At 57.5% G+C, this 14,500-nt stretch carries 15 protein-coding genes; 9 read left to right on the top strand and 6 right to left on the bottom strand.

Annotated features, from left to right (window positions below):
• Positions 1–82: 82 nt before the first annotated feature.
• Complete coding sequence (locus tag B7L71_RS13155; protein WP_081138518.1) at positions 83–277, bottom strand: hypothetical protein; 195 nt, start codon at positions 275–277, stop codon at positions 83–85.
• A gap of 124 nt (positions 278–401) precedes the next feature.
• The gene (locus B7L71_RS13160; protein ID WP_081138520.1) at positions 402–1,370 is read right to left on the bottom strand and encodes a DUF932 domain-containing protein; all 969 of its coding nucleotides are present in this window, start codon (positions 1,368–1,370) and stop codon (positions 402–404) included.
• 592 nt (positions 1,371–1,962) lie between these two features.
• On the opposite strand from B7L71_RS13160, the gene B7L71_RS13170 reads away from it, so the two are divergent.
• Entirely contained in the window at positions 1,963–2,412 is a 450-nt protein-coding gene (locus tag B7L71_RS13170) for a LexA family protein (protein WP_016915518.1), read from the top strand.
• Positions 2,409–3,713, top strand: coding sequence for a Y-family DNA polymerase (locus tag B7L71_RS13175; protein WP_016915517.1), 1,305 nt, complete (start codon positions 2,409–2,411; stop codon positions 3,711–3,713). The genes B7L71_RS13170 and B7L71_RS13175 overlap by 4 nt, the downstream gene beginning before the upstream one ends.
• Positions 3,714–4,652: 939 nt before the next feature.
• On the opposite strand, the gene B7L71_RS13185 is transcribed toward B7L71_RS13175, so the two are convergent.
• The 3 genes from B7L71_RS13185 to B7L71_RS13195 form a co-directional block, all read right to left on the bottom strand.
• Positions 4,653–5,942, bottom strand: a complete 1,290-nt coding sequence (locus B7L71_RS13185; protein WP_081138523.1) for a type II toxin-antitoxin system HipA family toxin — start codon at positions 5,940–5,942, stop codon at positions 4,653–4,655.
• Positions 5,932–6,225 carry a helix-turn-helix domain-containing protein gene (locus B7L71_RS13190; RefSeq protein ID WP_016915514.1) on the bottom strand — a complete coding sequence of 98 codons (294 nt, stop codon included), beginning with the start codon at positions 6,223–6,225 and terminating at the stop codon, positions 5,932–5,934. Before B7L71_RS13190 ends, B7L71_RS13185 begins: the two co-directional genes overlap by 11 nt.
• Positions 6,226–6,354: 129 nt before the next feature.
• Complete coding sequence (locus tag B7L71_RS13195) at positions 6,355–6,864, bottom strand: Lrp/AsnC family transcriptional regulator (RefSeq protein WP_283160415.1); 510 nt, start codon at positions 6,862–6,864, stop codon at positions 6,355–6,357.
• A 66-nt stretch (positions 6,865–6,930) separates the two neighbouring features.
• Here B7L71_RS13195 and B7L71_RS13200 point away from each other — a divergent pair, with 66 nt between their 5' ends.
• From B7L71_RS13200 to B7L71_RS13215, 4 genes are all read left to right on the top strand, one after another.
• A complete protein-coding gene (locus B7L71_RS13200; RefSeq protein WP_081138526.1) occupies positions 6,931–8,043 on the top strand; it encodes an RNA-guided endonuclease InsQ/TnpB family protein in 1,113 nt (370 codons plus the stop codon).
• 339 nt (positions 8,044–8,382) lie between these two features.
• Positions 8,383–9,423, top strand: a complete 1,041-nt coding sequence (locus B7L71_RS13205; RefSeq protein ID WP_081138528.1) for a zinc-dependent alcohol dehydrogenase family protein — start codon at positions 8,383–8,385, stop codon at positions 9,421–9,423.
• A gap of 16 nt (positions 9,424–9,439) precedes the next feature.
• Positions 9,440–9,565 carry a hypothetical protein gene (locus B7L71_RS17910; RefSeq protein ID WP_255319122.1) on the top strand — a complete coding sequence of 42 codons (126 nt, stop codon included), beginning with the start codon at positions 9,440–9,442 and terminating at the stop codon, positions 9,563–9,565.
• A 98-nt stretch (positions 9,566–9,663) separates the two neighbouring features.
• The gene (locus B7L71_RS13215; protein WP_081138529.1) at positions 9,664–10,539 is read left to right on the top strand and encodes a pirin family protein; all 876 of its coding nucleotides are present in this window, start codon (positions 9,664–9,666) and stop codon (positions 10,537–10,539) included.
• A gap of 8 nt (positions 10,540–10,547) precedes the next feature.
• Here B7L71_RS13215 and B7L71_RS13220 read toward each other — a convergent pair whose 3' ends face one another.
• Positions 10,548–11,174 (bottom strand): DNA-3-methyladenine glycosylase family protein, encoded by a 627-nt coding sequence (locus B7L71_RS13220; RefSeq protein WP_081138531.1) that lies wholly within the window; start codon positions 11,172–11,174, stop codon positions 10,548–10,550.
• Positions 11,175–11,321: 147 nt separating this feature from the next.
• Between B7L71_RS13220 and B7L71_RS13225 the strand changes: the two genes are divergently transcribed.
• The 3 genes from B7L71_RS13225 (at position 11,322) to B7L71_RS13235 (ending at position 14,344) form a co-directional block, all read left to right on the top strand.
• Positions 11,322–12,665 (top strand): type II toxin-antitoxin system HipA family toxin, encoded by a 1,344-nt coding sequence (locus B7L71_RS13225; protein WP_081138532.1) that lies wholly within the window; start codon positions 11,322–11,324, stop codon positions 12,663–12,665.
• Positions 12,662–12,982: a helix-turn-helix transcriptional regulator gene (locus B7L71_RS13230; RefSeq protein WP_039178947.1), complete on the top strand. Its 321-nt coding sequence runs from the start codon at positions 12,662–12,664 to the stop codon at positions 12,980–12,982. The genes B7L71_RS13225 and B7L71_RS13230 overlap by 4 nt, the downstream gene beginning before the upstream one ends.
• Positions 12,983–13,132: 150 nt before the next feature.
• Positions 13,133–14,344, top strand: a complete 1,212-nt coding sequence (locus B7L71_RS13235) for an MFS transporter (protein ID WP_081138534.1) — start codon at positions 13,133–13,135, stop codon at positions 14,342–14,344.
• The last annotated feature ends 156 nt before the right edge of the window (positions 14,345–14,500 follow it).

Genomic DNA, 14,500 nt, shown 5'->3' on the forward strand with positions numbered 1-14,500 from the left:
TATAACTCACGCTGTGCCATGGGGCACCTCCTTTTACGTGAATAGAGAAATGCGGGCTAGTCAGCCCTGTTCATGGGGTGTGTCATTTAACGAGCGCAGGAACATCAGGTAAGTGACGCGCAATGTCTGCGGGATCGATATGCTCCAGGCGTATCTCCACGCGATAGAACTCCCCCTGGGCACACACCAGCGACGTTGCGTTATGAGCGTCGTGTTCTAGCAGTTGTTTGGTGAGTCGAGTGATAGCCATCTCAATGGCGTCGGAAACAAAGCTCATGCGGGTACCTCGCGGTATAAGCCCCACAGCAAAACGCCCAGCCTTTTTAGGGGCTGGGCGTCTATGCCGTGAGGGTTAGGATGAACATTAGGTGAATCGCTTGTAGGGATGGGGGTATGGATGGCTACGACACCAGCTGTAGGGCGGCATCCAAAGCCTCCTGTTTGAGCTGTGCCCCCTGACCAAACCAGGCTGAGTCCATACGGGTATCGTTACTGCGTGCCCGCTTGTCGTGATCGACGTATTCCGTCACGGCATTGAGCAAGCCCCAGGCCGTGTCTTTGGCGGTCACCAAGTGAGACCCCCGACCTTCGCCGTGGTAGAGCTTCTGCACCTTATTCAGCGCTCGGTAGTTGGGCAGTTTAGAGGGATCGTCCAGCGGCTTCTCAGCCCCACAAATCACCGACTGAAGATACTGCTGCGCTTCCTGCCGAGTGATTTTACGCTCTGCCAAGGTTTTCATCCGATACATGAAGTCATTCCATTGCGACACCGAAATGCCCAGCTGACGCTTCACGGCACGCGGATCAAACTCTGAACGATGGGGCACCTTCACCGCTTGCGACGTACCATCGACGGCAATTTGCAGCGTGTTGTTGCACACCACCCGCACCGTGGTCGGCGTGGCCATGGTGGCAAGCGTGCCATCGCAGGAAGTGGCCAACAGCAGGTAGTCATTGACCTCATCCTGACCTTTGAGTGACGTGCTTAAGCCGCTACGCGCCAGAGCCCAGAACTTACGTCCGCCTTTGAGCACGCCCGCAGTCTCCAGCTCATACCCCGCGTATTCCGTCAGATCGCGATAAAACTCCAGGATCTCCTCAGGCTGCACCACCTTATAGCGCTGCGACACCACCGACAGCGGTGCTTTGGTATCTGAGCGGTAGAGCACCTTTTGCTCAGGAAACGAGTGAATGCTGCCCAGGTGGCTAGCCCCTTCGGCAATAAAGCGCACCGGCGCTTCTTCAATATGCCAGTTCATACCGGCCTGTTGCTGCCAGACCTCCAGCGGTTGATGTCGAGAAAGTTGCTGCCCCAGGCCATGCCAAGGGGTATCGCCTACGTAAGCCATTTGTTCAACGAGATGTGCCATGAGTCATTCTCCAGACATAAAAAAAGCGCCGACCAAAGGCCAGCGCGCGAAAGTGAATAGGCGGATCATTCGCCCCACACAGGGCGAACAACGATAGGTTAAGCGTTAGGTGCTAAAGGCGGGTAGGCGTCGCGGTAGGTGCAGCCGCAAGACAAGCATAACCACGGTGTCCCGCTGCCAACTGGCAGCCACTGCTCAAACAGCGAGGTGGCCATGCGTGAGCCGGTTTGACCTCCGGCCACGGCACCCATCATGGCGGCAGGCAGTTTTGCCAATGGAAAGCGAGTCACCGCCAATGGCAGTGGGCCGGAGATGGCCGTCGCGCGCCATGCGCCAATAGCACCGCCAATCAAGGTGCTGCCTACCACGCTTATGCGCTGGGCTGTATCCAGATTCAGCATGCGCGTTGATGCACAACGCTTACAGGGTGGGGGCATATTGAAGCTCCTATGCAAGGGAAAAAGGTTCCATGGGGATGGATGCATAGGAGTGATATAGGTCTGAAATCGGTTGGGATACGCCGATGAGGTATTGCGTTAAGTAAGCGTTTTTTAGATGCTGTTTTTATATACAGCTATCGATGGAGGTGCTCATGACTTTACCAGTGACATTACTGGGACAATCAGACGCTTTAACGGCGTCGCAGTCCATACCGCTCTATACCTGTGCCGTGCGCGCAGGCTTTCCATCACCCGCAGATGACCACTTGGACACCGATCTTGATCTTCACCGCTATGTGGTGAAACGGCCTGCTGCAACGTATTTCGTACGTTCTGAAGGAGACTCCATGATTGGTGATGGAATTCATCATGGGGATTTGCTGGTGGTGGATCGCAGTCTCGAAGCCTTACCAGGTCGCATTATCGTCATTTGTGTTGATGGTGAGCTCACAGTAAAGCGCCTTGAGCGAGTAGGGCAGCGGACTTATCTCCGGGCAAGTAATCCTGCTTACCCTCCCATTCCTTTAGATGGTCGTGAGTCGCACGTCTGGGGCGTCGTAACTCATGTGCTTCACAGCTTTCCAGGGGCAACGCTGCAATGATGGCCTTGATCGACTGTAACAATTTCTATGTCTCCTGCGAACGTGTCTTCAACCCGTCACTGGAAGGTCGTCCTGTAGGGGTACTATCCAATAACGATGGTTGCGTCGTCGCCCGCTCTAACGAGTTAAAAGCACTGGGCGTTGAAATGGGGGCTGCCATGCACCTGCTACCACCAAGTGTGCGCCGCCAAGCTGTGCTGCTATCCAGCAACTATGCGTTGTATGGAGACATGTCTCAGCGGGTAACCGAGGTGCTGGGCGAGTTCTCACCCCATGTAGAGGTGTATTCCATTGATGAGAGTTTTGTCGGGTTTCAGGGATTTGAGGTAGACACCCTGGAGCAACGAGGCCAAGCTCTGCGGGATACGGTGAAGCAGTGGACAGGTATACCTGTGTCAGTGGGTTTTGCGCCGACTCGGGTGTTGGCCAAGGTCGCCAATCATGCCGCTAAAAAACACCCTGCATATAGAGACCAAGGTGTATGCACGTTGCTTGCAGAAGGCGCGCCTACTAAAGCGTTGTTGAAGCAGTTGCCTGTCACCGAACTATGGGGCATTGCACGCCGCACCAGCGAGCGATTACGCGTCATGGGCATTGAGACTGCCTGGGACCTGCGAGAGGCAGACCCGAAACATATCCGTCGGCAATTTAGTGTGGTGCAGGAGCGCATTGTCTGGGAGTTGCGGGGGCAACCCTCCATTCAGCTAGATGACATGGGCCAGCCTAAACAACAGATCATGGTGTCTCGTTCGTTTGGGCGGCTTACCAACGATCCCCATCAGTTAAGGGAGGCGCTACGGCATCATGCTGCCAGGGCGGGCGAAAAACTTCGTAAGCAGCAAAGCGTCACTAGCGCCGTCATGGTGTTTATCCGCACCAACTCGTTTCGTACGGATTTACCCCAATATCGTCAACGAATGGTCATTTCTCTGGATCGGCCCACTGATGATAGTCGTGAGATCATCGCCGCTGCGGTACAGGGTTTGCGTCGTCTCTGGCGAAAAGGGTACGCCTTTCACAAAGTGGGTCTCATGCTGCTTGATCTATCGCCTAAAGCTAACCGACAGCTCACTCTCACTGAAACCCTTCAGACTGATGAAGAAGACAAACGTAGCGAACGACTGATGAACACTATGGACATGCTCAACCGTGAGCTAGGCAGAGGTGCTGTGCAAATTGGCTTGGCGCGCTCTAACAACGCATGGTCACTGCGAAGCGAGCGACGAACGCCGCGTTACACCACTCAGTGGGGCGAGCTGCTAATAGCAAGGACTGGATTCAAAAAATTAAGAACACCTTAGCCATCAGGGAAGCTCTCAGCTCCATGCCATGATATTTCTTTAGAGTCTATCTTTAGATTCGTTAAGATGAGAGCCCCTGCGATCAGGAGAGTCTAGCCCATTGCATTGATCACCGACTGATCAAGTCTGTTAGGCTGCAAATGAATTGCATGATGGAGTACCTCAACAGCCGTACTAGCGACGTGCTGACGACTCGTCGCTAACTTTAGGCAGAAAATCTGGAGCATACGCGACAAGCGATACTGCTAGCTGATCAGTCACCCTGCCTTGTGGAAAGTGCTACATCATCAATCGCCGATCACGGGGATGAGGAAATGGCAAGCCGAGGGCCTCGGGTTATTTGCCAAGCGGGCAGGCAATCACATAGGGCCCTACAGCTATGGCCTTGGAGGGAGCTTCTCTAGACCAAATGGGTAGTATATTGGGTAGTGAAATAATTTTTTTATGTTTTTTGTAATAGTTAATTGATTTTTAAGATATTTTTTTATAGATCAATATTAAGATACAGAATATTGAGTGATGAGGTATTGGCATTGACTTGGCATGCCAAACTCTACAAGCTGAAGTTAAATGGACAGGGAGTGCCCGGTCGGCGTCTAAACCTCGGTGAGTGCATCGGGGTTTTTCGCTTTTGGGCATGACTTAATATTGCTAGCAGGTATCCAGCGCCGCATCCTTATGCAGTCTGCATAATCTGAAGAAATCTCCGCTATGACTCAGTTGACTCCTGATACTCACGAGATGCTAGAGAGCTTACGCTCGGCGGTTGCCGAAACGCTCGAGCGCAAACGCCGCCTTGGTCAATATGCCGTGGTTTGGGAGAACGATAGGCCTGTCTTTATAGGGGATGATGCGCCAACTCAGCAGGGTGATGAGCAGAGCGGACAGGATCTAGAGTCGCATTGAGCCAAGCGATCATGTCAACGATCTGCGGTGTGCTCAGGTGCCTAATAGCCCCTTGTTCTCCCACCACGCCTGATTCAACCACTTGGTGATGAGATCAACGGTGCTGGCTCTCGCTCCGAGGTGCTTGGCCACTACCGAGAAGCTGCTGAGAACGTCCACTGTCTCTTGAACGTACGGCAGGGCCTGTTTCCAATCCGTGAAACCTGCCTGTGTTGCCAGCCGTTGCATCGCCTTGAGAGGCGGTTGTTTGCCAAATCCCATGTAGGCCGTCGCGTGCTCTGCAAAAGGGTGGGGGCTAAAGGTCACGTCATAGAACGGCGCTGGTCTCCATTGGCCTGTATCGTCCTGCAAAAATGCCCAGTTCTTACTGTGATCGTCCTGGTTGCAGGCAAACAGGTTAAACAGCGCGCGTCGAAATTGCAGCTGGCCGACGGCGGGAGAACGGCATAGCTGGCGGCTGGCTTTGATTAGGTCGGCGTAGTCCAGGCTAGGGGTTCGGAAGTCGGCATCCAGCAGTCCACAGGCGCTGTGCATGTGGAGACGCCCGGCAGGGTGCGCCTGATGAACCCAGTCAAACCGTTTGATGGCAAGCCAGGCGCGCTCACCTTGACTCGTAGGCACCCGAAGCAACTGCCATTCGGGCGGCTCAAGCCCTGCTGTGTTCGCTAGTTCCAGGTAGGCCGCTTCGCAGAGCCCCTCGTCGTGACCCAGTGGCAGGTGTTGAGACGTGAACTTGACCAGCCAAGCGTCATCCCCTGGCTTGGCGTCGGTTCGGCACGTTGTTGGCTTGTCCGGTGGCATGAAAAGCTGCGCTTTGGGCCTGGCTCCGCCGGAACTACCCGCTGCGACGAGAGCACTCAGCACGTCTTCCGTTTGACCATCGAAAACGGCCTGAGCCGTTAAGCCAAGTGTCGGCAAGTCTTCGTGATTACTCTGTGTCGGTGCTGCCTCTGATATGGGCTCAAAGGCAAGAGCGCCCATCCCTCGATGGCCAACGAATGCCAGCCGATCCATCGCCGTCAGCTGTGTCGGGGCGATGCCCTGCTGGCGAAAGACACGGTCTTGCAACAGCAGTCCCCAGCCATCGGGTAAACAGTCGCCAAATACCCCATGTAGACCTTGGTGTGGTATTTGGGGGGCAGGTTGAAGAGTCAGGTCGCTGTTGAGCGTAAAGGGCGACAGGTTGCCATGCTGTTCCACGTAGCCTTCTGCGTATTGAAAGAAGACCCCTTGGCGGTTCTGCGCTAAAACGCCAGCCGCGACTCGCTCTCCCGTTGAGAGCGTGCGTGTCACGTTCAACCGCTGCGTTGGCTTAAAGGCCATCTTTGAGCACCTCTTCGATGGAGGAGGGCTGTTTAGTGGGGAGGGCGTCGGGTTGGGTCAGCGCATAGAGCCGTGCCAGGTCATCCAGGCTTTGCCAGAGCAACAGCAGTTGGCGGAGAGAAATTTGCCCGGTGAGCTCGAATTTCTTGATGGTGGGAGCGGGCACACAGCTGCGCTGCGCCAGCGCCGCACGGGATAGCTTGGCCTGCTCGCGCAACCTGCGTAGGTGGGCGGCAAAGGCCTGCTGAACATCGGTATCGTCTAACAACAGAAAACGGGGCATAAGCTCACTTTCTTTACCTGGATACTCCTATATCCATTTTAGGCTATTTTAGCTATTTATAGACACGGTTATATCCATTTTATGGCTGCTGAATACACTTTCTTTCAGCGCTCTTTTCCATTGCCTCGCTCACAGACCCAGCAACTCCTCCACCGGTAAATGGCTGGTCGCTTTCATTTCCCGCAGCGAGAGGTTGGAGCGAATGCTCGATACCCCGGGCAGTTTGCGCAGCACCGTTTCGACGAAGTGGCTGTAGTCGTCCAGGTCTTTGGCGACTACCTGTAGCAGGAAGTCGGCTTCGCCGGTGGTGTTGTGGCAGCTCAGTACGCGGGAGCTGGCCTGGATGATGCGCTCGAACTCTGCCGTCGCGGCTTCGCTGTGCTGGGTGCAGGTGATTTGCACGAAGGCCAGCACGCTGGCGCCCACTTTTCGGCGGTTGAGGATGGCCTGGTAGCCTTCGATCACCCCCAGCTCTTCCAGGCGTTTATGGCGTCGCCAGCAGGTGGCTTCGCTCAGGTGCAGCTGCTCGGCCAGCCGTGCGTTGGCCACCCGCCCGTCTGCCTGCAGCAAGGTGGCTAATCGGGCATCCTTTTTATCAGTTAGCGCGGAAAACCTCGTACTTTTAGTGCGAGGATGGATAGCGCGGCGTCCGCCAGGACGCCTTGTGTTTTGCATCCTTACAATATTTAGTCTAAAGTGTAAAACATGAAAGCCGAACGCGCCTACCAATACCGCTTCTATCCTACGCCTGAGCAAGCAGCCTTGCTGGCGCGGACGTTTGGGTGCGTGCGGTTTGTCTGGAACGCGGTGCTGCGCTATCGCACCGACGCGTTTTATCAGCGTCAGGAAAAGATCGGCTATAACGATGCCAGCGCGTTCCTAACACAGTTAAAGAAGCAGCCGGACACCGCCTTTCTAGCCGAGGTTAGTTCGGTGCCACTGCAACAATGCTTGCGCCATCAACAAAGTGCGTTCAAGCATTTCTTTGCCAAGCGGGCGCGGTACCCCAGCTTTAAATCGAAGAAGCACCGGCAGTCAGCCACCTTTGCCAGTTCGGCATTTTCGTACCGTGACGGGCAGATCACGCTCGCCAAGTGCCGTGAACCGCTAAACATCCGCTGGAGCCGCGACCTGCCTGCGGCACCGAGCACAGTGACGGTATCCAAGGATGCAGCAGGCCGTTACTTCATTAGCTGTCTGTGCAAGGTAGACACTGAGGCGCTGCCAATTACGTTCAAGATGGTCGGTATCGACCTGGGGATCAAAGACCTGTTCGTGACCAGTGACGGCCATCGGGTGAATAATCCCCGCCACACTGCCCGCTATGCCCGAAAGCTAGCGAAGGCGCAGCGGCGCCTCAGCCGTAAGCAAAAAGGCTCGAACAACCGAGCCAAGGCACGGTTAAAGGTCGCTCGCTGTCACGCCAAGATCGCTGACACGCGACGTGACCACCTGCATAAACTCACCCGCCAGATCGTTAACGAGAACCAAGTGATTGCAGCGGAGAGTTTGCAGGTGAAGAACATGGTCAAAAACCGCCATCTCTCTAACGCCATCAGTGATGTTGGCTGGGGGAAGTTAGTGCGCCAGCTTGACTACAAGGCGGCCTGGGCGGGAAGGCAGTTTGTCCAGATTGATCGCTGGTACCCAAGCTCAAAACGCTGCCATAGCTGCGGCTTTGTGCTGGAATCACTACCGCTGGATGTTCGCACCTGGGACTGCCCAGATTGCGGTACTCAGGGCATCGACCGCGACGTGAATGCGGCCCGCAACATTCTGCAAGCAGGCACCGCGCTATTAGCCGGTGCAGATGGTTGAAAGATCATACCGAGGGGCACTCGGGAATGTACGCCTGTGGAGTTTGTGTAAGACCGGCAGTGCCAAGGCATTGAAGGCAACGAACATCGAAGCAGGAACCAGGAAGGTAACGACCTGGGAATCCCCTTCCTTTCCGCCGCAAGGCGGCAGCGCAAGCTGAGGGAGGGGAGGATGTCAACAAGCTCGCTCATTTTGAAAGGCTCTTTCGGTTTATTCATTTTGTTGAAAAGAGTGCTTCAAAAAGGCGCAGGATGTCCATCAGAAGGAAACGTAATTTCGGGCGTGGCTCGTTATAGTGCGTATACATCCAACGCACCGTCGACCGTTCAGGAGTGAGCCATGAAAGCCGTGGTATTCGAACAGTTTTCTACCCCGCCCAGCATCCAGCAGGTGCCCGACCCAGCGCCAGCGCCTCACGGGGTCGTGGTGAAGGTGATGGCCAATGGCGTATGCCGCAGTGATTGGCACGGCTGGATGGGCCACGACCCGGATATCCAGCTTCCCCATGTGCCGGGCCATGAGCTCTCCGGTGTGGTGGAAGCGGTGGGCAAGGACGTGACGAAGTGGCGCATTGGCGACCGGGTGACCGTGCCGTTCGTGGGCGGCTGCGGCATCTGCCCGGAGTGCCACACCGGCAATCATCAGGTGTGCGATGCTCAATTCCAGCCGGGGTTTACTCACTGGGGCTCGTTTGCCGAGTATGTGGGCATTCACTACGCCGATGTGAATCTGGTCGCCCTGCCGGATACCCTGACGTTCGATACCGCCGCCAGCCTGGGCTGTCGGTTCGTGACCTCTTTTCGTGCGGTGGTAGACCAGGGCCGCGTGTCGGCGGGCCAGTGGGTGGCGGTGCACGGCTGCGGCGGCGTTGGGCTGTCGGCTATCATGATTGCCAGTGCAGCCGGCGCCAACGTGGTGGCGGTGGATATTTCCGAGCAGGCGCTGGCTTTGGCGCGCCAGCTGGGGGCGGTGGCCACGGTGAATGCCAACCAGGTGGCCGACGTGGTGGAGGCGGTGGTCGAGATCACCCAAGGCGGCGCGCACGTTTCGCTGGACGCGCTGGGCCACCCCATCACCTGCTTCAACTCCATCAGCAATTTGCGCAAGCGCGGCAAGCATATCCAGGTAGGATTGATGCTGGCAGATCACAGCACGCCTGCCATTCCCATGAGCAAGGTGATCGCCAACGAGCTGGAAATTTTGGGCAGTCATGGCATGCAGGCGCATCGCTACGGTGCCATGCTGGCGATGATTCAGTCGGGCAAACTGGCGCCGGAAAAGCTGATTGGCCGCCGCATCACGCTAGAGGAGTCGGTGCAGGCGTTGATCAACATGGATAAGTTTGAAGGCGTGGGGGTCACCGTCGTCACGGAATTCTGATAAAAGAGGGCTGCTGGTGACGCATCAGGTGAATATCACGGCGCTGACCGGTGGGGGCGTTAGCTCCGGGGAAATGGTGGTCGTGCGCCCGCAAGAGGATAGCTTCACGGTGGTGGGGCGGCTGAGCGTTCCCAGCCGTTAAGGCGTTCTATTCATTTCCTTCAATCAACCGGGGCAAATTATTCGCTCATCATCCGTCAATTGCGGTTTTACGCTGGGCGTATCGATAAGGAGGACGTCATGTCATCACCCCATACCCCATCCGTTCGCCGCGTGGTCGCTCAGCACCCTGCCCATCGGGACGATATCGGTGACCTGGTCACCCGCCGGCCGCTGCCGGGGCCGGGGCTGGATCAGCTCGATCCGTTTCTGTTCCTGAATCACCACGGCCCGCAGGTATATCCCGCCAATAATCGTGGGCTGCCGTTTGGGCCGCACCCCCACCGGGGGTTCGAGACGGTCACCTTCATTCTGGAAGGCTCGCTGGCCCATGCCGACAGCGCCAAGCACCAGAGCGTGATTCATGCAGGCGGCGTGCAGTGGATGACCGCGGGCAGCGGCATCGTGCATGCAGAAATCTCGCCTCCTGAGTTCCTGCGCGAAGGCGGGCCGCTGGAAATCCTCCAGCTGTGGGTCAACCTGCCGTCGCGGCTGAAGATGAGCGAGCCGCGCTACGTGGGCTTGCAGCAGGAAGGCATTCCCGCCGTTCCCCTAGCGGGCGGTGGCACGCTCAACCTGATTGCCGGGGAGTGGCAAGGGCAGTCAGGCCCGATCGAGTCGCTGACCGGCGTGTTCATGTCCACACTCGCGCTGCCTGCGGGTGCTTATGAGCAGCTTCCCGTGGCCCCTGGGCGGCAGGTGTTTCTGTACGTGGTGAGTGGTGACGTGACGGTGGGCGGCGAGCCTGCCAAAGCGCATCATTTGATCGAACTCGACCGTGACGGCGAAAGCCTTGTCATCGAGGCAGCCAGCGATGCGCGCCTGCTGTTTGGCCATGGCGACGTCATCGATGAGCCGGTCTACTCCCACGGCCCCTTCGTGATGACCACCCGCGACGAGATCGTGCAGGCGGTGGAGGATTACCAGAACGGCAAGTTTGGCGGGCTGACGCTGTAACCGCCGCGCTAAACCGGCTCGCCGCGATAGTAGTGCCATAAAAACAGCGACCCCACGCTGCGCCAGGGGGACCAGGGTTCCACCAACTGGCGGGCCTGCTTCGGCGTGGGTTTGTCCTCCATGCCCTTTAGGCGGCCCAGCGCCACTCTTAACGCAAGGTCGTCGGCGGGGAAGATATCGGGGCGCTTGAGCGAGAACATCAGGTAGATCTCGGCGCTCCAGCGGCCAAACCCACGCAGCTGGGTAATCGCGGCAATCGCCTCGTCATCGCTGAGGTGCGCCAACCCATCGGCGCTAAAGGTGCCCGCCAGCTCCGCCTCTGCCAGCCCTTTGGCATACTCGATCTTGCGCCACGACAAGCCTGCATCCCGCAGCGCCTGGCCTTCCACCTCCATCACCGCTTTGGCGTGCAGCTCCGGCAGCAGTGTATTCACTCGGCCCATGATGGCCCGTGCGGCCTCGGTGGAGATCTGCTGGCTGACGATGGTCGAGAAGAAGGTGGCAAACCCGGGGTCGCGCTGGCGCGGGCTGGGCGCACCCACCAGGGGGTAGGCACGCGCAATGTCGGGGTCGGCATGAGCCAATGCCTGCATGGCGTGCTCGATCATATCAACGGGCGTTTGATCAGACGGCATGATATCTCCTGAGGTAAATGGGTATTAAATTACTCATTTAAGATAATTTGATTTAAATTTGAGTATTAAAGTGCACATTATGCTGCTTCGAACTACACTTTTGAGCATTAAACTACTCATCAAATGACGCGTTAAAGGTGAGCCGTGTTGCTAACCGTTCAAGCCTTCTACCAAGGGCAGTGGCACGATGCTGCCGAGCTGGTGTTCGAGCATACAGAGCGGGGCCGTCGAGGGCCTGCGCGTTTGGGCTACCTTACCGATTATGCCCTTGAGTGGCTGGATCACGACGATGAGCACGCCTGTAGCCTTCGTTTGCCTATCGAGTTGATGAATACCCATCAATCGCCACGCTGGTTCACTTTTTTAGACGATATCATGCCCTCTGGGGCCAGCCGCCGTTACTGGGTCACGCAGTTGGGTATATCGGCACTTAGTGAGGCGGAGCAGGATGCCGCGCTACTGGCAAAGGGAACGATTGCGCCAGTGGGCAATTTACGTATCAAAGAGGCCCTTCCTGAGCGCCCAGCAGGCAGCACGCTGGAGCAGCAGCGCTTTGCAATGGTGGATGTCGTCAATCGGGATAGCGACTTTCTGGCCTATGCGCAGCAGATGGGGGCTGCTGGGGGGGGCGCGACTGGGGCCGGTGGTGAGGCGCCCAAGCTGCTGTTGCGCTGTTCATCAGATGATCAGGTCTGGATTGATACCTATCAGGACGATCCGGCGAATATCGATCAGCACTATCTGGTGAAATTTCCTCGCGGTCAGCGCACGGTGATCGATAACGACATATTGCGTGCGGAGTACTATTTCTATCACGAGTTAGCGTCGCTGGGCGTCGCGACCATCGATACCCAAGGGATGCGTCTGATCGAAGGTGCGCGATATCCATCGCTCTGGTTGCCCCGCTTTGATGTGGGCTATCAAGAGGGAGCGCTCGCGCGGTATGGCCTGGAGTCTGTTTACTCCGTCATGGGGAAAGAGCCGGGAAGCTTCTTGAATCATTTTGCCGTGGTCGGGGAGTTGGTGGATATGTTGAGCCAACAATTCCGCGTGCGTGAGTCGGGTGACCATTTCGATACGGCGCGCTTTGTCAGTGAGTGGGTGAAACGCGACCTGCTCAATGTTGCGTTTGCCAATAGCGACAATCATGGCCGCAATGCGGCGCTGCTGAAAACACCGCAAGGAACCTGGTGGGCACCGGTGTACGACTTTGCGCCCATGAAGGCAGATCCTGAGGGAATCGTCAGAACCATTACCTGGGGGGCGCCGTTTGAAGAAGGGCGAGAGTTTAACTGGGCCGCCATTGCAGAACGACTGAGCGTTTATCTTCCACCAGAGCGGCTCATGGCAGAGCTGAAAGCCTTGGGTAGCCAGCTAGTGGGCTTGAAGAAACGGCTAGCGCAGCGGGGTGTACCCAATACCATTTTGGCATCGGATGCAGTGGGGTTGGATCATCTGGATGCCAAGCTGAAGCGCTGGGGGTTGGTATGAAGCGTAAAGAGCTCACCAGCATCGAGCGGGAGGCGTTGCTGACGACATTAGCGGCCCAACTGGTGCGCGAAGAAATCAGCTCTGGTCAGGTGCTGCGTCAGCTCCGCCGTGAGGTACTGGGCATGTCGCAGACCCAATACGCCGACCTGGTGGGCATCAGCCGTCGTTCGCTGTCAGACCTGGAAGCCGATAAGGCAAGCCCTACCGTGGCGCTGCTCAATCAGGTCTTCCGGCCGCTGGGTCTGCAGGTAGGCTTGCTGCCGCGCAACCGCGAGCTGCGCGAGCGCTTATTGTCAGCCAATGCCACGAGGGACTGACCCCCTTGGCTCATCGTTGGGTGATTGAGTTCGCACGCTAACTTTTTTCATGCCTTTTATTTCTACTTTCGTCTAATCCTGCCATCATTTGCGACTATCCAGGATCGTTTTAGTGAACAGGCGCGTTATCCCGCGCCTGGGGAGTGAGGTATGCAAGCATCATCAACGGGGCTGGCGCGGCATCCGCGGTGGGCGGAATTCGTGCTGGCGCTGGGCGGGTTCGGCATCGGCACCAGCGAGTTCGTCATCATGGGGTTGATGAACCGCGTGGCGGAAGACCTGGCCGTGAGCGTGCCGCAGGTAGGCTATTCCATCAGCAGCTACGCCCTGGGGGTCGTGGTGGGGGCACCGCTGATTTCGGCGCTGGCCGCGCGGGTGCCCAAGCGAGCGCTGCTGATCGCGCTGATGCTGGTGTTTGCCGTGGGTAACATTGCCAGCGCCATGGCGCCGGGGTTCTGGTCGTTCGTGGGGCTACGCTTTCTGGCCGGGCTGCCCCACGGGGCTTACTTTGGCGTGGCGGCGCTGGTGGCAGCTGGCGCCGTGCCGGTCGATCAACGGGCGCGGGCCATTGCCAGGGTGATGATGGGACTGACGGTGGCCATTCTGATCGGGGCGCCGCTGGGTACCTGGGCAGGCAACCTGTTTGGCTGGCAAATTGCCTTTGCCGGGGTGGGCGTCATTGCTCTGCTGACGGCGCTGTTGATTCGTCTTTTTGTGCCCGTGCAGCCCTTCGATGCCCAGGCCAGCCCGCTGCGCGAGCTTTCCGCGCTGGTCAAGCAGCGTGTGCTGGTGACCATTGCCATTGCCTGCATCGGCTGTGGCGGCATGTTCTCGATTTTCAGCTACGTGATGCCCACCTTGACCCAGCAGGCGGGCATGCGTGAAGCCCTGGGCCCCTTGGTGCTGGTCATCTTTGGCCTCGGCTCCATCGCGGGCAATCTGATCGGTGGGCGCATGGCCGATAAAAACCTGATGCGGGCAATTCCCGCCATCCTGGTGTGGTGCGCGGTGGTGCAGGGGCTGTTCTACTTTGCTGCCAATCAGGTGTGGAGCGGGCTGCTGTTCGTTGGCCTGGTCGGCACCAGCATGGCCCTGGCGCCTTCGCTGCAAACACGCTTGATGGACGTGGCGGAAGATGCCCAGACCATGGCGGCTTCCATGAACCATGCGGCGTTCAACGGCGCCAACGCGCTGGGGGCGTGGCTGGCGGGGCTGGTGATCAGTGCCGGGTTCAGCTGGTCGAGCACCGGGCTGGTGGGAACGGGGCTGGCGCTGTGCGGGCTGGTCATTTTTGCCTGGGGGCGCTGGCTTGAAAAGCGCGCTGAAGCCCCTCGCCAACCCGTGGCGCAAGGCTATAAATAAGCGGCTGCTCAAGTAGGGCGTGGGTCATTAAAGGTGGCAAAAAAGCTGGAGTGTTCCTAGGGTGTAAGATGCAACCCATAAGGAGGTGACCCATGCAAAGCCCATCATTGAGCTCATCATTGAAAGTCTCGCGCACCCTGACCCTGAGTGCCATCG

It is taken from the genome of Halomonas sp. BC2, assembly GCF_002078115.1.
GTDB lineage: Bacteria > Pseudomonadota > Gammaproteobacteria > Pseudomonadales > Halomonadaceae > Vreelandella > Vreelandella stevensii.